At 46.4% G+C, this 25,942-nt stretch carries 23 protein-coding genes; 12 read left to right on the forward strand and 11 right to left on the reverse strand.

Annotated features, from left to right (window positions below; genetic code table 11):
* Positions 1-100 precede the first annotated feature (100 nt).
* Complete coding sequence (locus DCM90_RS04290) at positions 101-919, forward strand: Cof-type HAD-IIB family hydrolase (RefSeq protein WP_109250106.1); 819 nt, start codon at positions 101-103, stop codon at positions 917-919.
* A gap of 99 nt (positions 920-1,018) precedes the next feature.
* Here the strand turns inward: DCM90_RS04290 and DCM90_RS04295 are convergent, their stop codons facing one another.
* The 6 genes from DCM90_RS04295 to DCM90_RS04320 form a co-directional block, all read right to left on the reverse strand.
* Positions 1,019-1,867, reverse strand: coding sequence for an alpha/beta fold hydrolase (locus tag DCM90_RS04295; protein ID WP_165815204.1), 849 nt, complete (start codon positions 1,865-1,867; stop codon positions 1,019-1,021).
* 78 nt (positions 1,868-1,945) lie between these two features.
* On the reverse strand, positions 1,946-3,028 hold the full coding sequence (locus DCM90_RS04300; protein WP_109250108.1) for a GntR family transcriptional regulator: 1,083 nt from the start codon (positions 3,026-3,028) through the stop codon (positions 1,946-1,948).
* A 230-nt stretch (positions 3,029-3,258) separates the two neighbouring features.
* Positions 3,259-4,683: an L-arabinose isomerase gene (gene araA / locus DCM90_RS04305; RefSeq protein WP_109250109.1), complete on the reverse strand. Its 1,425-nt coding sequence runs from the start codon at positions 4,681-4,683 to the stop codon at positions 3,259-3,261.
* A 49-nt stretch (positions 4,684-4,732) separates the two neighbouring features.
* Positions 4,733-5,461, reverse strand: a complete 729-nt coding sequence (locus DCM90_RS04310) for an L-ribulose-5-phosphate 4-epimerase (protein ID WP_109250110.1) — start codon at positions 5,459-5,461, stop codon at positions 4,733-4,735.
* Between the two features lie 4 nt (positions 5,462-5,465).
* Positions 5,466-7,082, reverse strand: coding sequence for a xylulokinase (locus DCM90_RS04315; protein ID WP_109250111.1), 1,617 nt, complete (start codon positions 7,080-7,082; stop codon positions 5,466-5,468).
* Between the two features lie 39 nt (positions 7,083-7,121).
* On the reverse strand, positions 7,122-8,519 hold the full coding sequence (locus tag DCM90_RS04320) for a sugar porter family MFS transporter (protein WP_109250112.1): 1,398 nt from the start codon (positions 8,517-8,519) through the stop codon (positions 7,122-7,124).
* A gap of 331 nt (positions 8,520-8,850) precedes the next feature.
* On the opposite strand from DCM90_RS04320, the gene DCM90_RS04325 reads away from it, so the two are divergent.
* From DCM90_RS04325 to rpsN, 4 genes are all read left to right on the forward strand, one after another.
* Positions 8,851-9,912 (forward strand): aldose epimerase family protein, encoded by a 1,062-nt coding sequence (locus tag DCM90_RS04325; RefSeq protein ID WP_109250113.1) that lies wholly within the window; start codon positions 8,851-8,853, stop codon positions 9,910-9,912.
* Between the two features lie 215 nt (positions 9,913-10,127).
* The gene (locus tag DCM90_RS04330) at positions 10,128-11,438 is read left to right on the forward strand and encodes a uracil-xanthine permease family protein (RefSeq protein ID WP_109250114.1); all 1,311 of its coding nucleotides are present in this window, start codon (positions 10,128-10,130) and stop codon (positions 11,436-11,438) included.
* A 197-nt stretch (positions 11,439-11,635) separates the two neighbouring features.
* The gene (locus DCM90_RS09975) at positions 11,636-11,761 is read left to right on the forward strand and encodes a putative metal homeostasis protein (protein ID WP_165815205.1); all 126 of its coding nucleotides are present in this window, start codon (positions 11,636-11,638) and stop codon (positions 11,759-11,761) included.
* Between the two features lie 52 nt (positions 11,762-11,813).
* A complete protein-coding gene (gene rpsN, locus DCM90_RS04335; protein WP_109250115.1) occupies positions 11,814-12,083 on the forward strand; it encodes a 30S ribosomal protein S14 in 270 nt (89 codons plus the stop codon).
* A gap of 81 nt (positions 12,084-12,164) precedes the next feature.
* Here rpsN and DCM90_RS04340 read toward each other — a convergent pair whose 3' ends face one another.
* Together DCM90_RS04340 and DCM90_RS04345 are read right to left on the reverse strand one after the other, a co-directional pair.
* Entirely contained in the window at positions 12,165-13,442 is a 1,278-nt protein-coding gene (locus DCM90_RS04340) for an oligosaccharide MFS transporter (RefSeq protein WP_109250533.1), read from the reverse strand.
* Between the two features lie 80 nt (positions 13,443-13,522).
* Entirely contained in the window at positions 13,523-14,500 is a 978-nt protein-coding gene (locus tag DCM90_RS04345; protein WP_109250116.1) for a glycoside hydrolase family 43 protein, read from the reverse strand.
* A gap of 208 nt (positions 14,501-14,708) precedes the next feature.
* On the opposite strand from DCM90_RS04345, the gene DCM90_RS04350 reads away from it, so the two are divergent.
* On the forward strand, positions 14,709-15,599 hold the full coding sequence (locus DCM90_RS04350; RefSeq protein WP_109250117.1) for an ArsR/SmtB family transcription factor: 891 nt from the start codon (positions 14,709-14,711) through the stop codon (positions 15,597-15,599).
* Positions 15,600-15,713: 114 nt separating this feature from the next.
* On the opposite strand, the gene DCM90_RS04355 is transcribed toward DCM90_RS04350, so the two are convergent.
* Entirely contained in the window at positions 15,714-16,466 is a 753-nt protein-coding gene (locus DCM90_RS04355) for a sugar phosphate isomerase/epimerase family protein (protein ID WP_109250118.1), read from the reverse strand.
* Positions 16,467-16,766: 300 nt separating this feature from the next.
* Here DCM90_RS04355 and DCM90_RS04360 point away from each other — a divergent pair, with 300 nt between their 5' ends.
* Together DCM90_RS04360 and DCM90_RS04365 are read left to right on the forward strand one after the other, a co-directional pair.
* A complete protein-coding gene (locus DCM90_RS04360; protein WP_109250119.1) occupies positions 16,767-19,385 on the forward strand; it encodes a YfhO family protein in 2,619 nt (872 codons plus the stop codon).
* A gap of 71 nt (positions 19,386-19,456) precedes the next feature.
* Positions 19,457-19,684 carry a YjzD family protein gene (locus DCM90_RS04365; protein ID WP_109250120.1) on the forward strand — a complete coding sequence of 76 codons (228 nt, stop codon included), beginning with the start codon at positions 19,457-19,459 and terminating at the stop codon, positions 19,682-19,684.
* 95 nt (positions 19,685-19,779) lie between these two features.
* Here the strand turns inward: DCM90_RS04365 and DCM90_RS04370 are convergent, their stop codons facing one another.
* The gene (locus DCM90_RS04370; protein WP_109250121.1) at positions 19,780-20,619 is read right to left on the reverse strand and encodes an alpha/beta hydrolase; all 840 of its coding nucleotides are present in this window, start codon (positions 20,617-20,619) and stop codon (positions 19,780-19,782) included.
* A 37-nt stretch (positions 20,620-20,656) separates the two neighbouring features.
* The gene (locus tag DCM90_RS04375; RefSeq protein WP_109250122.1) at positions 20,657-22,024 is read right to left on the reverse strand and encodes a PTS transporter subunit EIIC; all 1,368 of its coding nucleotides are present in this window, start codon (positions 22,022-22,024) and stop codon (positions 20,657-20,659) included.
* Between the two features lie 178 nt (positions 22,025-22,202).
* On the opposite strand from DCM90_RS04375, the gene DCM90_RS04380 reads away from it, so the two are divergent.
* From DCM90_RS04380 to DCM90_RS04395, 4 genes are all read left to right on the forward strand, one after another.
* The gene (locus DCM90_RS04380; RefSeq protein ID WP_109250123.1) at positions 22,203-22,475 is read left to right on the forward strand and encodes a hypothetical protein; all 273 of its coding nucleotides are present in this window, start codon (positions 22,203-22,205) and stop codon (positions 22,473-22,475) included.
* A gap of 19 nt (positions 22,476-22,494) precedes the next feature.
* Positions 22,495-23,478, forward strand: a complete 984-nt coding sequence (locus tag DCM90_RS04385; protein ID WP_109250124.1) for a LacI family DNA-binding transcriptional regulator — start codon at positions 22,495-22,497, stop codon at positions 23,476-23,478.
* A gap of 157 nt (positions 23,479-23,635) precedes the next feature.
* Positions 23,636-24,934 (forward strand): gluconate:proton symporter, encoded by a 1,299-nt coding sequence (locus DCM90_RS04390; RefSeq protein WP_109250125.1) that lies wholly within the window; start codon positions 23,636-23,638, stop codon positions 24,932-24,934.
* Between the two features lie 39 nt (positions 24,935-24,973).
* The gene (locus tag DCM90_RS04395) at positions 24,974-25,927 is read left to right on the forward strand and encodes a sugar kinase (protein WP_109250126.1); all 954 of its coding nucleotides are present in this window, start codon (positions 24,974-24,976) and stop codon (positions 25,925-25,927) included.
* The last annotated feature ends 15 nt before the right edge of the window (positions 25,928-25,942 follow it).

Raw genomic sequence — 25,942 nt, forward strand, 5'->3', positions numbered from 1 at the left:
TCTAACAGCAAGCGTTCTTTTCACATTTATAAATTGATAGCTTGTGTTTTCTTGCTAACTCCCCTACCATAAGGGCATTGACAGATAGAGGAGAGAAAAAATGTCCATTCAACTTATTGCAACTGACGTTGACGGTACCCTCATGGATAGTCGGCACCACTACAACCAGAATCACTTCCGGGCCGTCCTCGATGAGCTTCACAAAAGGGGCGACCACTTTGTAATTGCCAGTGGCAATCATATGGGGCACCTGCTCAAGGTCTTTGAGGGGGAACCCGTTGATGCCTTTATTGCTGAAAACGGCGCCCAAGTCATGGTTAACCAACAAACAATATTCGCTAAACCCCTGCCCCGGACCGTGGTTCATCAGGTCGTTGAAACCTTGCGGAACGATCCCGCATTTACCCCCACAACCATTCGATTATCCGGGTACCACGGGACCTACATTGAAAAAACGAGTCGGCCCGTGGACCGGACAACGGAACAGTACTACTTTAATAACATTGTCCCCGTGGACCACTTAAGCTCGGTGACGGATTCCTTCTACAAGGTGAACGCTGAATGGGCGGGAATTGACGTTGCTAACCTAGCCACCCAATTGAACGCCCAATTTCCCAACCAAATTCACGCCATGCCAAGTGGGTTTGGTAGTATGGATATTGTTAGCAAAGGGATCAACAAGGCCACCGGACTTCAGCAGTTGGCCGCCTACTGGCATCTGATACCCGATCAAATGATGGCTTTCGGGGATAACGGCAATGACCTGGAGATGTTAGCATCGGTCGGTCTAGGGGTGGCCATGCAAAATGGTACCTTGGCTACCAAGGAAATTGCGAATCAGGTGACCCTGGCGGATAATAACCATGATGGGGAACTAAAACTCATCGATGAATTACTCGCCAACGGAACCATTCACTAATCTAGATTGAGTCTGCCAAAACTTAAATCTAAATGAAAAGAGGGAGACCCGAATTCGGGTCTCCCTCTTTTATTAACTGCTTGTTTTGTAGGTTGCCCCCTAGTCCGACATCCATAAGGTTTTAGCGATGAGCGCCCACATCTTAGGGGAAGAATGCAATTGGTAATGGGATACGCCGTTAATCTGTTTTTCATGGTACCCAATTCCCGTGTGGGCAACCAAAGCCCTCAGGGACTGGGCCTGAGAAAACGCCGTTTGACCGTCTGACTGCCGGTGGTTAATCGAGCCGTAAAAATTATAAATCTGCGCGTTTCGATTTGAAGTTAGCGACCCCTTTGCCGCAACCAAAGCATTATAGGCTTCATCCCGCTTGCTGGGTAGGAACCGGCCGACAATGGAATCCTTTTCCCCTAGGGCTTCATTCACAGGTGCGCCCAGTAGCACCATTTTATTCAACCGGGGTTGGGCTTTCGCATCCCCGTGCAGGATGAGGGCATTGACTGCCGCACTCCCACCCCAGGAATGTGCCACGATGTTATACGTTTGGACCCCGTAGCGACTCTTTAAAACTTCCAGAATATGCCGTACCCACTCCGTCTGCTGGGAGTAATCAAGGGTTAAATTATGCATAAACAGGACCTGAATCATGGGGTTAACCGGACGGTGATCCCAATCTCCCGAGAAATTCAGTTTGCCGCTCCAGCCGACCTTAATCGTTAACACCTTTTCACCGTAATGCTGCTGTTGATAATTACCAATCATTTTATTATACGCAAAAGCGTTGCCACCCCACCCCGGAATAAATAGCGTGGGGGTATTAGAGTAAGTGACACCCTTAGCGGGGGTTACCTTTGCAACGTGCGTCGTTGGTACCGATAAATCGCCAACATAGTGATACAACGCGGCGCCACTCACTACGAGCACCGCCAACTTACCTAACGTCGCCATCACTTTCATCCTCGTCCCGACCTTTCGTTCAAAACTCTTCAGTCAATTATCGGGTTCCTGAGGTAAATTAGCAACTAATCAGACTTTCCGGGTTGAACCTCGCACGATAAGCTGCGGATCATACTGGATGGAGGCCACTTTTTCGTGCTTGATTTCCTTCATTAACAGGTCGGCCGCATCATGCCCCATCTTTTCTTTTTCGTGCATCAGGGTAGTGAGCCGGGGGTCCATGTACTGACCCAGCTGATAATTATCAAATCCCGCCACTGAAACATCCTTTGGCACCGATAAATCAAGTGACCGAATCAAATCAATGACTTGCAGGGCTAATTGATCGTTATAGCAAATAATGGCCGTGGGCTTCTGATCCGACCCCAACCGGGTTTCAATTTTATTCAAAACCTGACTGAGATCATCGGAAGACTGGTACATTATCGCTTCGGCGTTTAATGAAATCTGCGGGTGCTGCCGATAGGTGTTTAGGAACCCCTCCATCCGGTGAACCCCCTGTAAATCATCCACCTGAAAGACCCCCAGAATCCGTTCGTGGCCGTTATCAATGAGGTAATTCGTTAGTTTTGCAACCCCTAACGCATCATCCACCGTGACCGTGGGAAACATCCCCTCTAACTGGGGGTAAATGGCGTTGATAAAAACGGTCGGCAACCCTATTTCATAGATCTTATGGTAAAGGTCAAGGTTGTTCGATGCCAGGGCACTCTGGGTGGGTTCTACGATCAAGCCGGAAACCCGGTTATCCAACAGGGCTAACAACGACCTGCGTTCTCGTTCCGGATCGTTATGGGTGTTGCTTAGGGTCATCATATAACCATTATCGGACAGGACCCGGTCCGCCCCACTAATAATATTCGGAAAAATATAGTTTGCAACGTGGGTGGATAAAATCCCTACCATTTTATTGTCCGTTGACTGGGCCGCTTCCTGGTGTTCCCAGTCATCCACGAACATGCCGCCACCCTGAATCCGGTAAATGAAGTGTTCGTTTTCAAGGTCGCCGACCGCCCGACGAACGGTGTACCGGCTGACCTTGTACTGGTTCATTAATTCCGTCTCCGTGGGCAGCTTTTGGTTAATGGAGTACTTACCAGCAAGAATATCCTCCTTTAATCCCTTTTTAATTGTTTCGTACTTTGTTGTCATGTTTTCTACCTGCTTTGCTCCGAACAGTTCTCGGTTTCTCACGTCATATCTTAGCACAGTTAGGCCTAGCAGGCATTCTTATCCGATTTCTTAACGCAAAAAAGGCGAGAATATCAAAACGGAACACAGTTAAATAGGGCAATGCCCCAATCCGATTAAAACATCATCGAACCCGGTCACTGTCCTATTTAACGTGGTCAAAACGTTTGACGTCCTAACCTTTTAAACAATTATTCAATATCAATCGATTCAATACCAAGCATTGTCGCTAAATCATTAATTTGTTCTTCGGTTAAGGCAAATGAGAAGACGGTGTGGTGACCACCACCGGCGTGAATCCATGCGGTTGCCCCAGCCTTCAAACCAACTTTAGGCGTCCATAGTTGTTTAGCAACGGGCAGGTTTGGCGTTTCAGCTTCTGGTTTGTGGGCGTCCACGGGGTAGCTAATGAACTTAAAGCCGTCGCGGAAGTCGGACACGGTCACATCAATGGCTTCGCCTTCAGATCCAGTAAAGACTAGTCGGGCTGGGTCGGCCTTGCCGCCAATATCCAACGGATGAACTTCAACCCGTGGTTTATCGCTGGCGATTGATGGATCAACTTCAAGCATGTGAGAACCCAGGATGGCTTCGTGGCCCTTCCGTAGGTCTAGCGTGTAATCTTCCATAAAGGCAGTCTTTTCGTTGTGGGCCATGATCTTCATCAATCGACCCAAAGCAGCGGTCTTCCAGTCCCCTTCAGCCCCAAACCCGTAGCCATCGCGCATTAAGAGTTGAGCGGCTAACCCAGGTAATTGATCCATTCCGTGCAGGTCCTCAAAGTTAGTGGTGAAGGCGGTGTAGCCCTTATCATCCATGAACTTCTTCAGGGCAATGTATTCCCGAAGCTGGTAACGAACGGCCTTCACGTAGGCATCGTGGTCGTTATCACCCTCAACCATATCGTACTTTGCTTCTAGCTCCTGGTATTGAGCGTCAATGTCAGCATCCGAAACGTTATTAATTACATCCACTAAGTCACCAACTGGCCAGTAATCAACGGTCCAGCCGAGGTCAATTTGGGCTTCAACCTTGTCCCCTTCAGTCACCGCTACGTTTCTCATGGTATCACCGAACCGAACCACCTTGATCTTGTAGCTTTCGTTGTAAGCTACAGCAACGTCTTCCCACTTCGCAATTTCAGTCTGGGTATCGTCATCCCCCCAGAAACCGTAAACCACCTTGTTATTGAGGCCTAAGCGAGCGTTAATGTAGCCGTATTCCCGGTCACCGTGGGCGCTTTGGTTTAAGTTCATGTAATCAAAATCAATGGTGTCGTAGGGAATATTGTTCAAGTATTGTGTTGCCAAGTGAAGCAGTGGTTTTTGCAGCAGCTTAGTCCCACGAATCCAGTTCTTAGCTGGTGAGAAGGTGTGCATCCAGGTCATCACGCCGGCAACCTTTTCGTTGTAGTTAGCGTCCTTCATGAACTGGGTGATTCCTTCGGCCGTAGTCATAACTCCCTTGTAGACAATTTTATAGGGCATCTTTCCGCTGGCATTCAGCTTATTGACCATGTCTTCAGCATCGTTAGAAACTTCTTTTAGTTGGTCATCACCGTAAAGAAATTGACTTCCAGTCACAAACCAAAATTCATAATCAGGTACAGATAACATAATAAACGCTCCTTTTTGAGTTCAGTTTTTTTAAGGGTTAAACACAAAGTTATTCGTGTGCTGCATGATCCTTCGACTTCGCATTATCTTGGCCGTAGTAGGCGTTTTTACCGTGCTTACGGTAGTAATGCTTATCTAACAAATATTGGGGCACGTGGATTTCGTCCCGGGTCATTTGCAGTCCGTGGTAGGCAATCTCAGCGGACACTTCAAGCACCTTAGCGTTGTAGACGGACTTGTCTGGGGTGGGTCCCCAAGAAAACGGCCCGTGCTGGCTCACTAAGACGGCTGGAACGGCATCGGGATCGAGGTGCCGTTTGTCAAACTCATCAACAATCACCTTGCCCGTGTTCAATTCATAGCCTTCCTTGATCTGTTCATCCGTTAGTGCAGGGGCACATGGGACGTCACCAAAGAACGTATCGGCGTGGGTGGTGCTAACGGCCGGGATGTCTAACTTAGCCGCCGCAAAGGATACCGCCCACGGAGAATGGGTGTGGGTAATTCCGCCAATCGTTTTGAAGTGGTTATAGAGGTAGGTATGAGTTGGCGTATCGGATGACGGATTCATGTCGCCTTCCACGACCTCCCCCTTCAGGTTCACCACCACCATATCGGATGGCTGCATGTCCTCGTAGGCCACGCCAGAGGGCTTAATAACAAACAACCCTTTTTCACGATCGATTCCTGAGACATTGCCCCAAGTAAAGGTCACCAAATCCAGCTTGGGCAGCTGCATGTTGGCTTCATAAACTTCCTGTTTTAAATCTTCTAACATTCAATTAACCCCTTTCTTCATCTGCCAGTGTCTTACCCGCTTCCGCCTCAACAGGCAGGGCCGCTTGATAGCGGTTGATAAACTGCTGGTAACCCGCAACTCCCGCTGGTTCAGGGCTAAGGGTCATGCTATCGGGATCGGCGAAGACCTCTTTATCAAGGAAGTCTTCCAAACTCTCGGTTTGATTGCCAACCTTAGCGTAAACGGCTAAGACAGCCATCCCCCACGGACCACCTTCCCCAGCATTATTCATGATGGTAATTGGCGTATCTAACGCATTGGCCAAGACTTGTTGTCCCACCACAGGGGTTTTAAATAATCCTCCCTGAGCGACCATCACATCGGTTTGAATATGTTCTTCATCAGTTAAGATGGTCATTCCAATTTGAAGCGGCGCGAAGGCGGCGTAGAGTTGGGTGAGCATAAAGTTGGGCAAATTGAAGTTACTGTTAGGGGTCCGAACAAATAACGGGCGGCCCTTTTCAATCCGGGTAATATTCTCCCCGGAAAGGTAGCTGTAGTTTACTAGTCCACCGGCATCAGGCGTCGACCGCGTCGCCTCTAAAAATAGCGTGCCATACAGTTTGTCCGGACTAATATCCAATCCTAACCGGTCCGCAAACTGTTTAAAAAGGCTCACCCAAGCGTTAATATCCGATGAACAATTATTAATGTGAACCATTGCAACGGGTGAACCATCGGGAGTGGTCACAATGTCAATATCCCGGTGAACCGACTTTAACGGTTGATCTAAAACCACCATCGAAAAAGCGGAGGTCCCCACCGAAATATTTCCGGTCCGTTTCCGAACACTATTGGTACCAACCATACCCGTTCCGGCATCCCCTTCAGGTGGAGCCATAACGCTTCCCACCTGAAGGTTCCCAGCGGGATCTAGCAGCTTAGCCCCTTCAGCCGTCAACGTACCGGCCACCGTGCCGGCCGTTTGAACACTAGGTAAGACATCCTCGATCTTCCAAGAATAGGCCTTCACCTTTGGCAGATCGCTAAACTCAGTCATCCGTTGTTCAGAATACGACCCCGTCTTAGGATCAATCGGGAAGACCCCGGATGCATCCCCAACACCGAGAACTTTTTGTCCGGAAAGCTGCCAGTGAACGTACCCTGCTAAGGTCGTGACAAAGTCGAGTTCCTTAACGTGCGGTTCATCGTTCAAGATGGCCTGATAGAGGTGAGCGATGGTATAGCGTTGCGGAATGTTAAAATCAAACAGCTTCGTTAGGTCGTCCGCCGCCTGTTCCGTCATATTATTGCGCCAAGTCCGAAATGGCACGAGCAGCTCATCGTTCTTATTAAAGGCTAGGTACCCGTGCATCATCGCACTCACCCCAATTGAACTAATCTTTTGCAGGGGTTCATGATACGTACTTTGAACTTCTGCCGCTACTTGAGCGTAACTAGCCTGGATTCCCTCCCAAACTTGATCAATCGGGTAGGTCCAAACCCCGTTTTCAAACTTATTTTCCCAGAGGTAACTGCCCGAGGCGATCGTCTTAAAGTCATCCGTAATTAAGACTGCCTTAATCCGGGTCGACCCCAATTCAATTCCAAGGGAGACGTTCCCGCTCTTAATGGCGTTCGAGGTTTCAATTAAATTCATTACCGTTTCCTCCGTTTATTATTGGCTAACTTGACTAGCCTAGTTAATGGTTGGTTCCTTCTTGGCGTTCCGATTGGTGCCTTGGTCTTCAATTTCTTCAAGTGACCGGCCCCGGGTTTCTGGGACGCAGAATCGTATGAAGAGGACCCCAAGTAAACAAATTCCACCAAAGATGGCGAATACGGCTTCCTGTGACATCACTGCCGTCATGATTGGGAATAATAGACCAACCGCCCATGACCCAATCCAGTTAAGGGATGAAGCCAATCCACTTGCCTTCCCCCGAATATTTAACGGGAAGACTTCACCCACGATTACCCAAGTCAGGGGCGCCCACGTAAAGGAGTAAAAGGCAACGTAGATGGATAGAAAGACCACGATCCAAATCGGGTTCATGTTCGGCATCATCCACTTCATAATGGATGGAAGCAAGAAAGACAGGGCCATAACCGTGCCCCCCATTGTTAAGAGGGTCCGACGGTTAATTTTATCGGCAATGGCCAAGAAAACTAACGAACCAAGGACTAAGATGACACCTTGGACAATGGGCCAAAGCAGTGCTGAACTTGCTGCTTGACCGGTGGCTTTTTCAACGATCAATGGAATGTAGTAGAAAATGGCGTTGGCGCCTTGGAACTGTTGGAACGCAGCAACCCCAATCCCCGCAATTACGAGGTACCGGTATTTACCGCTAAACAGCGACCCCCACGAGGTATTCTCGGTGGCTGTCTCTTCTTCACTGGTTACCTCTTGAATCGTCTTTAATTCAGCGTTCACTTCGTTAGCCGGCCGAATCATGGAGAGCACGTGCCGTGCGGCATCAAGTTGACCATTCTGGGCTAAATAACGGGGTGATTCAGGCAATTTCAGAACCCCAAAGTAGAGGATCAAAGCTGGAACTGCGGCAAAGGCTAGCATGACCCGCCAAGCCCAGGCTCCCGGTAAATCTTTTAAAATAAAGTCCATAATGTAGGAAATTAACATCCCAGACACAATCATCGTCTGGTTTAATCCGGATAACATCCCCCGCTTATCAGCGGGAGCCATTTCAGACATATATGCCGGAACTAACGCTGAAGCCGCTCCGACGGCTAACCCAAGGAAGATCCGGGCAGCAATTAAAAAGTATGAGCCGTTGTTAGGAACAATTGCTGATAATAATGAACCAAGTGCAAAAATAAGGGCTGAAATCAAAATCATTTTCCGGCGACCGTACCGATCCCCCAGTGAACCCGCAATGGCACCCCCAAAGATGGCACCAAACATAACGCCTGACGTAATCCACCCAACCAGCCCCGCAGAACCGGATAAGTTCCAATCAGTTTGTAAGAACGGGAGGGCTCCCGTCATAACACCAATATCGTAACCAAATAGAATCCCACCGAATGAACCAAAGAAATAGATAAAACGACTTGAAATCTTTTTATCGTTAGCCATTCTGCAACCTCCTCAATTGTGCGTCTTTTATCATGAAGCGCTTTCACATCTGTTAACGGAATTTATCTTAACTTATTAATTCGAATAAATCAAACTATTTTTAATTTGTACGTATAAATATAGTTTTATAAAGCCCCTTAAAATCCTTATCCCCACTTGTTTTACGGGTCGTATAATTTTTTTGATTTTTTTATTTAAATGTAATTGCTTCCAACGTGATTAAATATAGAATTTATATTAAGCTCTGATTTTTTGGTTTTAATTGATTTATCCAGATAAATATTTTAAACTAATTATTGAAACCGATTTCAAATGTAAAAAGGAGTTCACTATGACAACTAATCTTATTTCGGCACACGTCGAACCTTTTGATACCTATAATGGTGCATCCATTCATCGTTACTCACTCACAAACCAACATGGGTTAACCGTTTCTGCCATTAACCTTGGGGCCACCCTCTACGAGATTTTGGTTCCGACCCCGGACGGTGGAACGGATAACTTAGTTTTAAACTACCCAAATAGTGCGGATTACCTGGCTAATCCCTTCTACGTTAATATGGCCATTGGCCGGACCGCTGGACGAATCGGCAACGGTGAGTTGCTTCTCAATGGCCAGCGTTACCCTCTGTCAACCAACGAGGGATCGACCACCCTTCACGGCGGTCCCAACGGTTTTAACTCGGTAGTATGGGAGGGCAGCGTTACGGACTATGATGGCCAACCCGCCATTACGTTCACCCACGTTCAGAAGTCATCCGTTGACGGTTACCCGGGCGACTTAGACGTCTCCATTACGTATACCCTGGATGAAGCAAATACCATCCACCTTTATTACACGGGAACGGCTTTAAACCAAACCACCGTTTTCAATCCGACCCAACACACCTACTTTAACTTGGGGCATGCGGCAACCATTCACGATCATCTTCTTAGGTTAGATGCGGATTCGCACTTAGCTTTTAACGCTCAAAAGGTCCCAACCGGCGACTTAATTGACGTAAGCGCAACTCCGTTCGATTTAAGAAGTGAAAAACGGTTGGGCGACGTCATTGATGACTTAGCCGAGACCGACGAAAAAGGCTTCGATGATATTTGGAAGATTAACGAGACCAATTCCGGCGAAGCAATTGCAACGTTAAGTGATCCACAAAGCCACCGAAAAGTGACGGTTGGCTCAAGCCGAAATGGGTTAGTTGTCTTTACCGCCAACTCCTTCACCCGGGAGAAAATGAATTTTATTCGGTCTAATGGTCAGGGCCAACCTTACGAAGGGGTGGCCTTGGAAGCCCAAACTCTACCGGATGCCACCCGCCACGAGGGCTTTGGGGATGTGGTTCTGCCAGCTGGTGAAAGCCGGACCGATGAAATTTCGTACCACGTTGAATTTTAGTCATTGACACCCCGACCGTTTCCACTTAAAATGAGCTTAACTAAATATGACCTTTAACTTAGTCCCGTGAGGCTAACAAGGTACGATGATAATGCAGCCGTCATACACACCGGCTAGTTTTGACTACGATTGGACATTAACTTCGACCTCTTACCTTTACGGGCAAGGGGTCGTTTTTTTATTCCATCCCATTTGTCAAAAAGAAAGGTGACAGTATGAAATCTCAAGATGACTACCACAATCCGGATGCGGTCTACGACATTCATGACCGCCCAAAGTTCTTAGCCTGGGTCGGTCTCTCCCTTCAGCACCTCTTCGCCATGTTCGGCTCAACGGTCCTCGTTCCCATTCTAGTGGGGTTAAATCCCGGGATTGCCCTCTTTAGTTCCGGTGTAGGAACCCTGTTGCACATTTTAATTACGAAGGGAAAAATTCCCGCATACATGGGATCCAGTTTTTCCTTCATCGTCCCCATGGTGGCCCTGATGAAAACAACGGGGTACCCGGGGATTGCACAGGGAACTCTGGCAGTTGGACTCGTCTACTTAATTGTTGCCATTCTAGTCGCCCTCATTGGGGATAGTTGGATTGATTACCTATTACCACCAATTGTGGTGGGCCCCATCGTCATGGTGATTGGGTTATCGTTAGCCGGAACCGCAGCCAAAGACGCCACCCTGAACGCTGCGGGAAACTATGACCTCCGGTACTTCATTGTCGCCATGCTAACCCTCCTTTTAACCATCGGTTTTAACATGTACCTCAAGGGTTTTTGGGCCCTAATTCCAATTTTATTGGGGATTGTTTGCGGTTATATCATTGCCATCTTCTTCGGCCTCGTCAACTTTACTCCGGTACTCCATGCCGCATGGTTTTCCCTGCCGGACTTTCAAATTCCTTTCGTTACCTACCAGCCTAAGTTTTACTGGGGAGCGGTGTTAATGCTCGCTCCGATTGCCTTTGTCACCATGACCGAACACATCGGCCATATTCTGGTCTTAAATGGGCTGACCCACCGGAACTTCTTCAAGGATCCTGGACTCCACCGGACCTTAGCTGGGGATGGGGCAGCTTCCATCGCAGCCGCTCTGGTTGGAGGCCCGCCCGTCACTAGTTACGGTGAAAACATCGGGGTAATGGCCATCACTAAGGTTCACAGCGTCTACGTCCTAGTGGGTGCCGCCATCTTTGCCATTCTCTTCGCCTTCGTGGGAAAGTTAAGTGCCCTCATCGAAAGCATCCCCACCCCCGTCATCGGTGGAATCTCCTTCCTGCTTTTCGGGGTCATTGCCGCCAACGGACTACGGGTGCTCATTGAAAGCCGCGTTAATTTAGATCTCAAACGCAACCTCATGATCGCTTCTAGCGTCTTAGTTATCGGCATCGGTAATGCCTACCTCCAACTGGGAACCTACCAGTTCTCTGGCCTTGCGGTTGCTACCATCCTCGGAATCGTATTAAACCTAGTTCTCCCCCAAACCGCCCAAAGTGAACGGGTTGAGGGAACCGATGAAGACCTGCAGTAACTGTTAAATTACTTGGATAAAAAAGTCGCGAACGTTATATTTGATACGTTCGCGACTTTTGCTTATACTGATTCCGTCATCCAGTGAAGTTTCGGCTTACCAATAGTTAGTACTTTTGGCTTGACGAATCATAGTTAAGCGAGTATGATGTTAAATTGTAATAATTACTATTTTCAATAACTTAGGAGGCTTGTCGAATGGAAAAAATGGATAAAGCAAGTGCATACCGGCGGTTAAAGAGCAGTAACCCTAAAACCCGGGACCGGGCCAAAAAGGTCTTAGACGACCTCAAACGGCAGGCCCAACAAACTAAAACTCGTTAACCCAAAAGATAATAAATTTCGTTTTTCACTCTAATTTAAAGGAGGCTCATTAATGGCCAAGAAATCAAAGATTGCCAAGGAACGCAAAATTGAGGAAACCATTCAGCGATATGCTGGCAAACGTGCCGAGTTGATTGCTAATAAGGATTACGCTGGTTTAGCAAAGCTCCCCCGGAATGCATCCCCAGTCCGCGCGCACAACCGTGATAAAATTGACGGTCGTCCACACGCTTATATGCGTCAATTTGGACTATCCCGGATTAAGTTCCGGCAGCTTGCCCACCAAGGTCAAATCCCTGGTGTTCATAAAGCAAGTTGGTAAAAAAGTGCTAATAAAATTGGCTTGGATCCCACGAGAGGATCTAAGCCATTTTTTGTTGGAAACGGTTCAGCTAATTATCAGTTAAGATAGTGGTCGCCCCTCGGTATCCCGTTCACCAGCTTGTACAGGGTTTTCTTTTTTCAAAAAGAATGCCGCAAATATTGTAATGAAGAGGACGAAAATTCCCATGTAAATATACGTATGTTGATAGCCAATCGTATCATATAAGTGACCAGCTACAGATGAAAAGACGAATACGGAAATCTGTTTAGCAAAATTAGAGGCTAACGCATAAATTGTGGCGTATAGTCGGATATCAAACGCTCCCGCAATATACTTCATAATGGAAGTTAATAGTAAGGGCATTTCAAGCCCAGCTAATAAACGAAATCCCACAACCCAAATCCAGTTTGGTGCTAATGCAGATCCCAAAATTCGGATAGCAGTGACAATACCGTAGGCTATTAACCCATTCTTAGAACCAATTCGGTTAATAATCCAGGGCATCGGAAACATAAGTAAGAATTCAATTGCAGTTTGTCCAGATGACATATAACTATAAACAAGCGTACTTTGAGCCGTTGTATGGAAAAAAGTTCTGAAAAAAATGATGAATTGTTGGTCAAAAACATCGAATAGCGCTGATGCACCCATATAAAATATAGCTAGCACCCATAAATTTTTTATTTTAAAGACTGATATTACAGTATGCCAATCAAGTGAATCATTTGTATCTCCTGCAGCTGATGCGTTATCCGTGTCAATTTTATCACTAAAGACTAACAGCAATACCAGAATAACCGCAGCAACAGTACAGGCCCAAAAAATAGAGTTTGGCTGCCAAATAAATAGCCGACCAGCAACTAGGGCTGCAACAACCCCTGCTACAGAACCCCCAACACGTGCGTGGGCATATTCAAATTTGTTGGCTAAGCTAGCCCGTTGAACATATTGTTCAATAACAGATACACCTCCGTTAAGAACAAAGCTTAAAAATGCTCCAGTAACAATTGCAACTAAAAAAGAATTAATCCTCATCAAGGGTAAAAATACCCATTGAAAGTATGGCCCAATTAGAATTCCCGCTGCAGCAATCAGTAAAATAAGATTCTTTTTAAACAATAATTTGTCTGAAATCACCCCAAATACCGGTTGATAGAATAAAGATATTCCGGCCATCATTGAAAATACCGCACCAGATTCAGCACCGTTTAAATGTCCGACTTGTTCCATCCACAGGGTTAGATATCCGTTAACGACCGCCCAAATGAAGAAGTAGCTAAAATCGGTAAACGGAAAGCCCCAAAAATGTTTACTTTCCTTTCTGTTCTTATTAGTTTCTTCATCGATTTGATGCATTTTTTTAGGATCGGTCTCGATGGTAGCAGCTTTAGGATTAGTACTTGGATCATTCGTATCCATAGATTTTCACTCCTTGATTATTGATAGTTATAAGGAACAGGTTTACCAAAGTTAGGTGTGCCATCGGCATTCCAGGTAAACGGTTGAATCTTCGTATGCCGGTTAGGATCATATAGCGGATCCCCCTTAATATCGGTATAATTTCGGCAATGGTAGACTAAGATGTCCGTTTGATTATCCTCGGCAACGGTAAACGAATTATGTCCTGGCCCATATTGATGGGTAGCTAGATCGCTTTGAAATACGGGCTTATCATACTTCGTCCAGTTAGCGGGATCCAACAGATCTGAATTATCTGAGGCACTCAGCATTCCAATACAATAATTTTCATCAGTCGCACTTGCTGAATACGTTAAGAAGTAACGCCCATTCCGATGAATAACAGCCGGCCCTTCGTTAACAGCAAAAATATGCGTTTCCCAATCATATTCTGGTTTTGACAACATAACGGGATCGGTTTTTAACGTCCATGGATTTTCCATTTCAGCAATGTATAAATTTGAGTTTCCCTTAATATCTGGATCCTTTTGAGCCCAAACGTAATACAGTATTCCTTGGGCTTCAAAACAAGTAGCATCCAGTGAAAAACTATCCATCGGTGTTTTAATTTGACCATGTTCGACCCAATTTTCTTCGCTGGCCATTGGATCAGCCACATCGCACTCAATACAAAACATACGGTGCTGAAACATCCCGTTTCTGTCAAACTCCGTTGTTTTAGAGGCGGCAAAGTAAACAAACCATTTCCCGTCTATGTAATGCAGTTCCGGCGCCCAAATCAGCTGACTCATGTCACCGCTTTCATGTTTTCGCCAAATAGTCTGTGGAGCAGCATGTGCTAATCCTGCAAGGGTTTTAGCCCGTCGAATTTCAATTAAATTATAAGCTGGTACCGATGCCGTAAAGTAATAGTAGCCATCAGTATGCTTATAGATGTAGGGATCAGCCCGTTGAACGATTAATGGATTAATGTACTGGGAACTAGAAATTGACATATATTGCACCTTTTCTTACTTTTTATTTTTATACGTATAAATTTTAACAAAATAAGCATACCGACTTTTGTAAGCGATATCAATACCTTTTTATGAATCTTCTTAAAAATATTGAAAACGTTTTCTATTTAAGCTATAGTTAAAGTGAAATATATCGGTCTTTGTAACGGTTAATTCATATTTTTATTAAACTTAAAGGAGAAGAATCTTGGAAGTCGATATCTCTAAGGAGTCGCTTGAGGTCTATAAAGCCCTAGCAAGCTCTACTCGGTTGCAGATCATTCAATTAATTTCAGAACACCAATTAAGCGCTTCAGAAATTGCCCAGCATTTAAATCTCAGTAACTCAATCACATTAATGCACTTAAATAAACTAGCAGATGCTGGTTTGATTCAGTTCAAACGCCACGGCCATAAAAAAATTTCCGTCCTAAAGGTTGATCAAATTAACGTTCATTTTCCTAATTTAATTTATCCCCAGTTTCAAACCTATGTCACTGAGGTTCCTGTTGGTCACTACACTAATTATTCAGTGACCCCCTCATGTGGTCTGGCTGGGGCCACCAACTATATTGGTAAAGTTGATACGCCCGCCTATTTTATGGATCCTAACCGTATGAACGCTCACATGATTTGGTGGACGGATGGTTTTGTTGAATATCACTTTCCTAACTATTTAAAACCAGATGATCAATTAGAAATGCTAGATCTTTCGGTTGAGTTAGGGTCCGAATTCCCATTTTCCAATAATGTGTGGCCCAGTGACATTACCACTTCCATTAATAATGTAGAAATTGGAACCTGGACTAGTACGGGAGATTTTTCAGATATTCGGGGGAAATTCACCCCCAAATGGGTCCCAGATAACGTTAATCAATATGGTGTCCTTAAGACCTTTCGGATAACTAATCATGGTTCCTATTTAGATGGACAACCCTTCTCCGAAATTTGTCTCTCCGATTTAAATGCTACCTCCCCTACGGTCTCGGTTCGATTTGCCATTAAGGAAAATGCCAACCACAAGGGTGGATGTACGATCTTTGGTCGGGGATTCGGGAACTATGATCAAGATATTCAAATGAAACTTTTTTATAGCTAATCTTATACTTTAATTTTGGTCACCATTATTCAGCCAGTAAGCATCAAAAAGAGCGCCCGCAGCAGTTATACTCTGCGGACGCTCTTTTTTAATGGTAAATATCAGGGAATCATCTTAAACTTCCGGTGTAAATTCTTCTAAATCCTTAATGCCAGCATCAATCTGTTCATCTGTAGCGGGGTATTCGAGCGCAACTGGAACATCCGTTGGAAGTAAATTCAAGGCTGCCTTCCAGTCGATGATCCCATCGCCCAGTGGGACAACGGCCATTCCGCTATCATTCTCATAATCATCTTTCACATGAATGTAGCGAACGAAAGGTGCCACCTGTTTAGCCGCTTCTAATTCGTCTTCACTAACGAACCGCCAGTTACCCAGGTCGTAAACGTTCTTAATATCCACGTTGGCTTCCTTTGCTGCGGTTAAGAAGGGTACGAGGTGTTCAAACGTGCCACTTAACTGGGTTTGATCATTTTCCACGTTAATTTCAATTCCCGTCTCAAGGAATGGAGCAAAATCCGTGGCTAAGTTGCCCTGGTAGTGAGCAAAATCACCCGTATTAAACTTAATCTTTTTAATTCCCAACCGTTTTCCTTCGTCAAAGTAGGTCATTAAATCGGGGTTAACTTGGCCCCCATTCAAGAAGAGCGACTCCGGAACACTGTAGTATAACGTTATGCCAAATTGTTGCGCTGCCTTAGCCGTTTGATCTAAGTCAGATTCAAAGTCGCTAAAGAATTCGCGCCGGACTTCAGCCGTCTTAATTTCTGCATCGTTGACGTCACTCAGCATGTCAGCTTGTGACACCCCAGCACGATGTTGTTCTGCGTAAACTAAGGTATTCAAAACAATTTGATCTTTTTTCATGTCGCATTCCTCCATGTTTAAGTTCCAGTGGCAGTTTCACTATTGTAAGCGATTTAATGATAGCCTTAACCCAAATTAAAAGTCAATTGTTTTTATAAGTGCTCCCTTTGCCGCTTTCCTAAAAATCGTTGTAACAACTCAATTATCCGCCATTAAAATTAAAAAGTTTATTTTCCGTTTTTATCATTCTAGCGAAAACCCCAATCGTTTGCATCAATTCCAACCCCGGTCTGGTGTAAAATAACCGTAGAGGTTTTTCAATATAACATGTTCAGCATGTTCCTGGGAGGATAAAATTTAATGACCCGTTCGCTATCTCGGCACGGTTTAACTTGGTTAGCCGCATTTTGGATTCCGTTTATAATTATGGTACTAGTATTCGCTAACATGCATGTTGCACCATTCGGCCCGCGCAGTCTGCAATTCAGCGACCTGCAAAGCCAATATGTGCCGCTGTTTCAAGCTTATCGTCACCATCTTTTAACGCATTCGTTCAATTTATTTTCGTTTTCGCTTTCCGTTGGTGGCAGCACACTGCCCTTAGCGGCCTATTACTTAATGAGTCCCTTTAACTTACTGGTGGTCTTCTTTCCCGCCGTCAAAGTTCCCATTGCCATCGTCTGGATTATTATTCTAAAAATTTCAACCATTGGCTTAACCATGGCCATTCTGTTAACCCACCTGTTTCCTAAGGGGCGATCTTCCATCCCCCTGTTCTCCACGGCGTTTGCCCTCTGCGGTTTTGTGGCCCTAGATTTTTATAATGTTATGTGGCTGGATGCACTCATTTGGCTGCCGATTGTAACGCTGGGGCTTTACCGAATTATTGAAAAACGGCGTTTCGGGCTCTTTACCATCGCCCTGACGATTACCATTTTTTCGAACTATTACTTAGGCTATATGACCGGCCTATTTTCTATCATCTACTTTGGCTACCTGCTTATCAGCAATTCTGACCAGCCCCGCCCCCTTAAGCAGGTGTGGCGAGAAGGTTGGCCGCTCATTCGCCAGTTTGTCTGGGGCGGACTATTAGCAGTCGGCTTGAGTGCCGTTCTTTTGATTCCCACCGGTTTAGGAATGCTAGCGACCGGTAAAACTACCTTTAACCTTGACGCGTACAACATCACGCTCAACTTTGGCCCGGAGATCTTTACCCAGTTTGGTATTGGTGGCGGACAGTTTACAACCCACCTCTACCACGGTCCAGCGCTCTACATGGGCTCCCTCATGTTTTTGTTGGTCATTGTCTTCTTTGTTTCCCCCCGAATTGCAGCACCCGCTAAAAATCGGGCGCTCTGGTTACTAGGGATTTTATTTGTCAGCCTATGGATTACCGTCCTCAATACCATTTGGCACATGTTCCAAATGCCCGAAGGATTTCCGTTTCGGAATGCCTTTTTCTTTACGTTCGTCTGCATTATCATTGCCTACCAAGCGTGGCAGACTCACCCGGCGGATACCCTTAACGATCCCCAGAAAATTCTAGCCCTAGCGTGGGGGGGCGGCCTGCTCCTCATCGGCATGGTTTCCGCCCGGATTTACCCCCGTCTCATGAACCATTTTATTCACGATCGATTCTCTTCGTACTACGTCTTATCCCAACCGAGCGCTCGATATACCTGGATTGCCATTGGCCTGCTTGTTTTAAACGTCATGCTGCTATTCATTAGCGAACACACGGCAATCCGTGCTAGCCTAATGGCGCTCATTCTGTTTAGCGAGTTAGGGGTTAACTTCTCCATTGCCATGAACGGAATCTCTTGGACCAACCAATCCACCTACGCTAAAGCTTATCAAGCAGAGCGCCAAGCGGTTGACCAAGTGAAACCTAAGTCGCCCGATCTCTACCGAATCGACTTTTTACCCACCAATCTCCAATCCGCCTTCACAGAACGTTATTCGGCGTATAATGACCCGATTACGTTTGGCTATGCGGGAATCGGTGCCTATAGCTCAACCCTGGAAGCTCAAAATCAAGCCATCTTAAAGGACTTGGGATTCTTTAATCTGAATGAACGTCGGGTGAGTTCCGAAGGGGCCACTAGTCTATCCGACCTGTTAACCGGGACCAAATACCGGCTATCAGGCGAAGGCACAAGTCCAGCTGACATCCAACCCGTTACCACTTATGCCGGCATGGGTTACAGCGTTCCCAAGGGGTTCGTGACGACTAAACTATTCAGTGATAATATCTTCGCCAATTACCGACGAATCATGACGGCCCTTGACCAGCCAAACGCTGTCCGGAAGGTGACGGTCCTAGATCGCAAAGAAACCAGCGGTCAAGTCACGCTAACGGTTAAATCACCAACTGGCGGCACCCTGTACGGATACGCAAGTTCAAAGAACGTTGCCTATTCCAGCATTGACCGAGATGCGGACTCGCCAAGATCTTCCACCGTAGCCAGCGCCAATGGCGGGTACCTTTTAAATCTCGGTCATCTAAAGCCGAACCAGGCAACGACTATTTCATACACGATTCGGTCAGCTGCTAAGCATGACTTGGCCCTAGCCACACTAAACGAGAAACAAGTTCAAACGGCTGCAAGGGCGTTACGCCAACGGTCGTTCACTATAACAAGCCGGCAGCAAAATGGCTTAACCGGAACCGTGACTGGCACCCGACAAGCCAAGTGGTTATACCTTAGCATTCCCGATTTAGCCGGTTGGCATGCAACCGTGAACGGTAAGCCCGTTCACATTTCTTCGGCCCTGACCTCTAAATTTCAACCAGCAACCAAGCAACAGGCAAAGTTCTATAACGGTATGATGGCCCTGCCCCTTTCAACGGGGAAAAATAAGGTGGTCCTCCGTTACCAAACACCGGGGCTTAACTGGGGCCTACTAGTTTCAGCGGTTAGCCTCATCCTGTTTTTAGGGAGTGAAATTATGACTACCGTCTGGCACCGAAGGGACTAAATATTAAACAATCTTCACTACCGTTTGGAATTAAATCGTGCTAAACTATTTAGGAATGAGAGGTGATACGCATGAGAACTCTTGCTGCAAATTTAACGGTTGCCTTTTGGGCAGCTTTATTCGGTGAAGTCATTGGTTATATCGGCGGGGCATTGGAACAAATGACCTATAACCCCGGTGAAATTGCCATTGTCTGCGTAATCGTAGCCCTCCTCGGCGTAAATGGAATTGCCTTCCTGTCCCGTGAGGACGCGGCAGCTATGAACGCTGAAAGTGCTAAGGAACGTGCAGAACACTAACCTAATCTCAGTTGAACCTCGTTCGACTCTGAAAAAACCGGCTTGAAACTTGACAAGGGTCCTTGTCAAATTTCAAGCCGGTTTTTATTAGTGGTCTACTTCGATGTTGAGTCACTTGACTGTTCTTTACCCGCATCTGCCTTAGTTCCGTCTTGGAGCAGGTACTGACGCAGCAGACTAACGATTTGCTTATTTTGCGGTAAATCCGAATGCTGGGTATTAACCCCAGTAACGGTAATCTGAGTAAAGTGTTTGACCTGGTTTTGAAAAATATACTTGCCCTGGTTCACCGAATTATAGGGGACAATTCCGTCGTCACTGTAGTTTTCCGTCCCCGCCACCGAGTAAACGGTCAGTGACTTAGGGAGGCCGGACCTGTATTTAATGAGTTCCTTCAGCATCGGCGATTCATACGTGGTACTCGTGGACTCCATGTTGTAGGGAGTTGCTAAGGTCATTAACCGGTCAATATTAACGTCCTTATTATCCCGGAAGTAGCGTTCCAAAAATAAGGTCCAGATCAACCCGCCGTTTGAGTGGCCCATTGCCGCAAAATGATTGAAATGATAACTTTCAACCAGAGCGGCAAAGGCGGTACTCAGCCACTTGGCCTGCAAATTGACGTTACTATATCCGTCCTTATTATTTTGAAAGGCAATCACGATGTAAGGATGATTATCCCCCTGCCGGATACTCCCCGTATAGGAAAGTTGACCATCGGAGTGAACGTAAACTTTTAGGACGCTCGGTGTGGTCCTCTGGGTTGACTTCAAAGCGGTAATCAATGAATCAAACCGGTTCTGAGAAGCACTTGAACCAGGGACCATAATAATGGGATCTAACGCTGACTTATGTGTTTCCTTAAGCGAAGCCACGTTGCTGCGCATCCAAAAGACACTCGGAATGACCACCACGAGGGTTGCAATCACAATCATGAGACTTCTCAACCACGGTTTTATTCGCTTCAATGGCCTACTCCTTTCTCTGCCGTTCAACCATATTTTGAACCCCTTCGTAAATATCAATGTCCGTTTCAGCTCGATTGCACAGTTTAACAAACGGAATGTAAATTAGCACGGAAATAATTAAGTCCAGCAGACTAAACAGGAAGGCGACCCAATTCCCATCCGTTCCCATAAATCCAATGAGGATTCCAGGGGTCGTTTTGGGGAGTGGGTAAGCCACCGGCGGCATCAGCTGCAGTTTGATCCCAACCCAGGCTAAACAAATTCCGGCTAGCGGGCTCAGGATAAACGGAATTAACAAAATGGGGTTAAACAAAATAGGCAGCCCAAATAAAATGGGCTCGTTCAAGTTAAAAATTCCGGGTAGCAGACTCTGTTTGCCAATCGACCGAAAGTTATGGTTAGTTGAGACCAGCAGAATCGCAATGATCAGCCCTAACGTCATTCCGGCCCCGCCAAAGTTGGCGTAAGCATCCGATAGCGTATGAAAGGAAATCGGATTGGGTAAATTCCAGGTGGATCCCTTGCGTAACGCTGCTTCCAAGTTCTGAATGGATTCAATCGAACTATTTCCGCTAATCGCAATCGGACCAATAATTCCAACCGTCCACAGTAAGTTATTTAAGGCTGAGGTTCCCAAGATATTAAGTAATTGATGGCCCGGGTTAGAAAAGAGTTGGGCCACCCAGTTATAGATAACCGCCGTTAATCCCTGGGGTGAAACCAGGCTAATCCCATAACTAATTCCCGTTGCGAGAATAATGACGATGACAAACGGGCGAATAATATTATGCGTCCGTCGCAAGAGATGGGAGGCCGTTTCCGTTTCCATGTGCGTGTGGGACCCCCGTGAAAATCGACTGACAATGTAGCCAACGGTAAAGCCACAGGCAATCGCTAAAAAGATCCCCTGCGCCCCGAGGTTGCTGTAGACAAAGTAGCTTACTGGCGATGATCGGACCGATCCTTGAGCGTCACTTTTGACCCCCGCAAAATTAAAGTTCAAAATTAAGAAGGCGAAGGCACTTAAAATCCCGGCCAATAAGTCATCGCGCCGGTGTTCACGTGCCATAAAGTTAGCTGTTGTAAAGGCAATCACCACGGCAATGAGGCCGTTAACCGTAATTTGAACTAGGTTAAACAGGTTTTGCCACGTTGTCCACAGGGGCAACCATTCAGAGATCCGGTAAATCTGATTTAAAAATCCATTTTGGGTTAAACAGGTTGCATAAATTAGGTCAAAATATGAGACAATTAGAATAATCGGGTACGCAATCCCCAGAGCAGCACGCAATGCCCGAAATAAAGTCCGAGTTTGAAGCCACCGGTCAAAATGAACTAGTCGGCCGCCGATCTTTTGGATCCCATGCTTCATAAACTTCACCCCTTTACGTTATTCCCATTATAAGTCCAGCTAAATGAATCCGGCTACTGTATGCTCACCAATTTAGCCAATTTGTGGTATCAGCTTGACCAAGCAAGGTCCTGAGCCTTAAAATGGGGCCGTGCCATGTAAATCGGTTTCCATAACAATTAAAGGAGTGTTGACGATCATGACTGACAATCAAATCAACCGGACCCACATTGATCCAGAAAAATTTGCGTTTCATTTCCTTGATTCACTACAGAAGGAAGCCCCTCACGGAGATATCGAGCAGCTAGCCAAGCAGCGATTAGCGGCCTACCTGTCCGCCTACTACCTCATCGAGGACTTCAATAACCTCGAGAACAAAAGTTTTAACTCAGCGGATAACAATGATGAAACGTTATCCCACCTTTCCTATTCAGCCCTGTTGGAGCGAATTTCACAGCTGAATAAATACTAACCTTCAAGGAGCGAGCGGCATGAAGTCATTAACCATTTCTGACGTGGCAAAAGCTGCTGGCGTCTCAAAAACTACCCTGTCCCGCTTTCTAAACGGGAATTATAGTCACATGTCAGAGGCAACCCGTCAGCGAATCGCTCAGGTCGTTGCTGACCTGAATTATCGTCCAAATCGACAGGCCCAGGCCCTCAAATCCAAGCACAGTCACCTACTTGGAATCGTGGTGGCCGATATGTCTAACATGTATTCCACCCAGTTAATCACCGGAATCAGTCGCCTTGCACGACAAGAGGGCTACCAGCTGATGATGATGTCCTCGGATAATTCGGAAGCCATTGAGCACGATAATTTGAACCGCCTGCTTGATCAATCCGTTGACGGCATTATTATGCAGCCGACCCAGCGAGATAGCGCGTCCTACGACTTCTTGATGAGTCAGGTGCCCCTCGTGTTGGTGGATCGGCAAACGGAACCGCTCACGTGGCCAACAGTCAGTTCCGATAACTATTTTTCCACTAAGCAACTAGCAACTTTGATCAAGCAGGCTGAGTATCAGCACATCGTGGTCGTTAGCGAACCCATTCATGAGGTCACCACCCGGGAACAGCGGTTTAACGGAATTCAGGCGGTAACCAACGAATTCGGGTTATCCCTTGACTTAGTTGAGGTCCACGATAGTAATCCCGAGGTTCTCCACAGTGATCTCTTAGCTTACACCACCCAAAAGACTGCCATTGTGGCACTCAATGGCCGGACGCTCAGCTTGGTCTTAAAGATGCTCATCCGTAACCACGTGCTCATTCCTGATACTGTTGGTGTCTGTGGGTATGACGATTGGAATTGGACCGAGTTGGTTGGGCCTGGAATCACAAGTATTGAACAGGACCCAACCCAAATCGGCGTTACCGCAGCCGAGTTGCTCCTTCAAGAAATTCGAAATGGTAAACAGGCGATTCAAAACGTCGTTCTTCCAGCAGAATTAAAGAATCGTCATTCATTGTGACCACAAGGTTTTTCCGTTCCCCGATCTTTCGATCGGGGAATTTTTTTAAATAAAAGATTGACGAAGTATAAGAAAGCGGATACAATACTCTGTAGATGGAAACCGGTTTACAAATGTTTTTATCAACTATTTTATTTATCTGAGGGGGAGCACTTCTATGGCGAATACAATTATCGGGATTTTGCTATTGCTTTCATTTTTCTTATTTATCGCCTACGTTATTCGTGGTGGTAACTTAATGGTTGGCTTCTTCGTTATGGCGGTTCTATGGTGTGTCATTGGCCTAGTTCCGTTCAACGAAGCCGTCAATGACGTGTTTGCAAAGCCAGCACTAAACTATGGACCAACCATTATTTACATTGCGTTTGGTTCCTGGTTTGGGCGGGTACTCGTCGATACTGGAATTGCGGGGAGCATCAGCATGCAAGCACAGCGGGTTGGAAAAAAGCGGCCGGTGTTGGCATCGATTCTCGTCTGTTTGATTACCGCACTGATCTTCGTCAGTGCGTACGGGGTTGGATCAGTTATTGCAATCGGGGTTATCTTACTCCCCATCCTCCATTCCTTGGGGGTCCCAAAAAACATTGCTGTCTCAGCCTTCACGCTGTCAATTGGAGCTTCGATGTACGTTAACGTTGTGTTATTCAACCAAATCAAGGCCTTTTTTCCAGCCGTAACTTTTACCGGTCGGTACCTTCAATTTGGTTGGATCGCAATGGGCGTCCAGATCGTTGCTGTCATTATTTTCTTGTTAATTAACAGTCGCAAAATCCACGCTGGAGCCACGGAAGTTGTTCCACTGGATGATGAAGGCCACAAAACTAAGATTCTTGAAATTCAACACGGTTGGCAGTACTTAACCTATTTCATTCCCGTATTACCCGTGTTGCTGAACATGGTCTTTCACTGGGATGCCGTTCCGGCATTGCTGCTTTCTACGTTGATCGCAATGCTGCTCACCGGCTACTTTACCCATATGAAGAAAGCCATTGCCTTTATGAACGACACCATTCAAACGGCCGTTTCCGACATTGCGGGCTTAATCTTCTTTTTAATGGCCCTAGTTATGTTTAGTGCCGCCGCCCAAAAGAACACGGTTCGGTTTGAACCCATCTTTAAGGCAATTTTACCGCACAGTACCCTTGTCTTAGCCGTTGCCATTGGGATTTTGGCGCCACTCGCCCTGTTCCGGGGCCCACTTCACGTTTGGGGGGCCGGTGCTGCGACAGCTTCAGTCTTATCAGCTACCCACCTCTTCAGCCCGTGGTTCATGCTGCCACTACTTTACATCCCAAGTATCTTGGCCGTGTCGGCTGACGTTACCCAATCTTGGAACGTTTGGGCGTTAAGCTACACCAAGCTGGACGGCAAAAAGTTCATTACCACGGCCGTTCCCGTTGCCTGGGTTGTTGCCATTATTAACGAAGTGATCGCTTGGTCGTTCTTCGGCCACTAAACCGTCAATCATTGATTTATTTTCTAGGAGGAATTACTCATGAGTGAATTTTTAACCATTGGTGAACCAATCGCATTATTTGCGTCACAGGATCCGGATATGAACTTAGCGGATGCCGAAAACTTTCATAAGTTCTTAGCGGGTGCCGAAGTTAACGTTGCCGTCGGGGTATCTCGGTTAGGTCACTCTACCGAATACATTACCCGGCTAGGCGAAGATCCCTTTGGTAAATTCATCAGTAACCAGCTCGCCGACAATAAAATTGGTACTGATTACATCGCTAGTACCCCGGACTACTGGACGGCCTTTCAGTTAAAGCAGCGGGTTACCCACGGTGATCCAGGCATCTTCTACTTCCGGAAGGGTTCAGCGGCCGCTCACTTTGACCAAAACACCTTAGATAACATTGACTTTAACGGGGTTAAATACGTTCACCTATCTGGAATCTTCCCGGCGATTTCTGACCAAGCCGCCGACGCCTTCCAGCACCTGATCGATCTCATTCATCAGTACCCCAACATTCGGACCACGTTTGACCCGAACTTGCGGCCTCAGCTGTGGGAATCAGAAGAAAAAATGGTAACCGCCATTAACGCCTTAGCTGCTCAAGCCAACATTATTTTACCCGGAATTAACGAAGCCGAAATCTTAATGGGTTCCCGTGACCCAGAAGAAATTGCTAATTTCTACCTCAAGAATGGTAAAGTGACGGATACGGTCATCGTCAAGGTTGGTGAAAAGGGCGCCTACGTGAAGACTGCGGACGGGCACTCCGAAATGGTCCCGGGCTACCACGTTGATAAAGTTGTGGATACCGTTGGTGCCGGTGATGGGTTTGCCGTTGGTGTGCTTACCGGACTCATGGAGGGCCTAAGTATTACTGAAGCGGCTAAACGCGGGAATGCAGTCGGGGCCCTTGGGGTTCAAGCACCTGGTGACAACGATGGTTACCCAACCCCACAACAACTTAAAAATTTCCAGACCAACAATTAACGAAGGGATGAGTGA

It is taken from the genome of Levilactobacillus bambusae, assembly GCF_003124125.1.
GTDB lineage: Bacteria > Bacillota > Bacilli > Lactobacillales > Lactobacillaceae > Levilactobacillus > Levilactobacillus bambusae.

Bases quoted from the DNA above. Each gene is read 5' to 3' on its own strand.
- DCM90_RS04290 (WP_109250106.1), top strand. From the start codon at position 101: ATGTCCATTCAACTTATTGCAACTGACGTTGACGGTACCCTCATGGAT.
- DCM90_RS04295 (WP_165815204.1), bottom strand. From the start codon at position 1,867: ATGGCGACGTTAGGTAAGTTGGCGGTGCTCGTAGTGAGTGGCGCCGCG.
- DCM90_RS04300 (WP_109250108.1), bottom strand. From the start codon at position 3,028: ATGACAACAAAGTACGAAACAATTAAAAAGGGATTAAAGGAGGATATT.
- araA (WP_109250109.1), bottom strand. From the start codon at position 4,683: ATGTTATCTGTACCTGATTATGAATTTTGGTTTGTGACTGGAAGTCAA.
- DCM90_RS04310 (WP_109250110.1), bottom strand. From the start codon at position 5,461: ATGTTAGAAGATTTAAAACAGGAAGTTTATGAAGCCAACATGCAGCTG.
- DCM90_RS04315 (WP_109250111.1), bottom strand. From the start codon at position 7,082: ATGAATTTAATTGAAACCTCGAACGCCATTAAGAGCGGGAACGTCTCC.
- DCM90_RS04320 (WP_109250112.1), bottom strand. From the start codon at position 8,519: ATGGCTAACGATAAAAAGATTTCAAGTCGTTTTATCTATTTCTTTGGT.
- DCM90_RS04325 (WP_109250113.1), top strand. From the start codon at position 8,851: ATGACAACTAATCTTATTTCGGCACACGTCGAACCTTTTGATACCTAT.
- DCM90_RS04330 (WP_109250114.1), top strand. From the start codon at position 10,128: ATGAAATCTCAAGATGACTACCACAATCCGGATGCGGTCTACGACATT.
- DCM90_RS09975 (WP_165815205.1), top strand. From the start codon at position 11,636: ATGGAAAAAATGGATAAAGCAAGTGCATACCGGCGGTTAAAGAGCAGT.
- rpsN (WP_109250115.1), top strand. From the start codon at position 11,814: ATGGCCAAGAAATCAAAGATTGCCAAGGAACGCAAAATTGAGGAAACC.
- DCM90_RS04340 (WP_109250533.1), bottom strand. From the start codon at position 13,442: ATGCATCAAATCGATGAAGAAACTAATAAGAACAGAAAGGAAAGTAAA.
- DCM90_RS04345 (WP_109250116.1), bottom strand. From the start codon at position 14,500: ATGTCAATTTCTAGTTCCCAGTACATTAATCCATTAATCGTTCAACGG.
- DCM90_RS04355 (WP_109250118.1), bottom strand. From the start codon at position 16,466: ATGAAAAAAGATCAAATTGTTTTGAATACCTTAGTTTACGCAGAACAA.
- DCM90_RS04360 (WP_109250119.1), top strand. From the start codon at position 16,767: ATGACCCGTTCGCTATCTCGGCACGGTTTAACTTGGTTAGCCGCATTT.
- DCM90_RS04365 (WP_109250120.1), top strand. From the start codon at position 19,457: ATGAGAACTCTTGCTGCAAATTTAACGGTTGCCTTTTGGGCAGCTTTA.
- DCM90_RS04370 (WP_109250121.1), bottom strand. From the start codon at position 20,619: ATGATTGTGATTGCAACCCTCGTGGTGGTCATTCCGAGTGTCTTTTGG.
- DCM90_RS04375 (WP_109250122.1), bottom strand. From the start codon at position 22,024: ATGAAGCATGGGATCCAAAAGATCGGCGGCCGACTAGTTCATTTTGAC.
- DCM90_RS04380 (WP_109250123.1), top strand. From the start codon at position 22,203: ATGACTGACAATCAAATCAACCGGACCCACATTGATCCAGAAAAATTT.
- DCM90_RS04385 (WP_109250124.1), top strand. From the start codon at position 22,495: ATGAAGTCATTAACCATTTCTGACGTGGCAAAAGCTGCTGGCGTCTCA.
- DCM90_RS04390 (WP_109250125.1), top strand. From the start codon at position 23,636: ATGGCGAATACAATTATCGGGATTTTGCTATTGCTTTCATTTTTCTTA.
- DCM90_RS04395 (WP_109250126.1), top strand. From the start codon at position 24,974: ATGAGTGAATTTTTAACCATTGGTGAACCAATCGCATTATTTGCGTCA.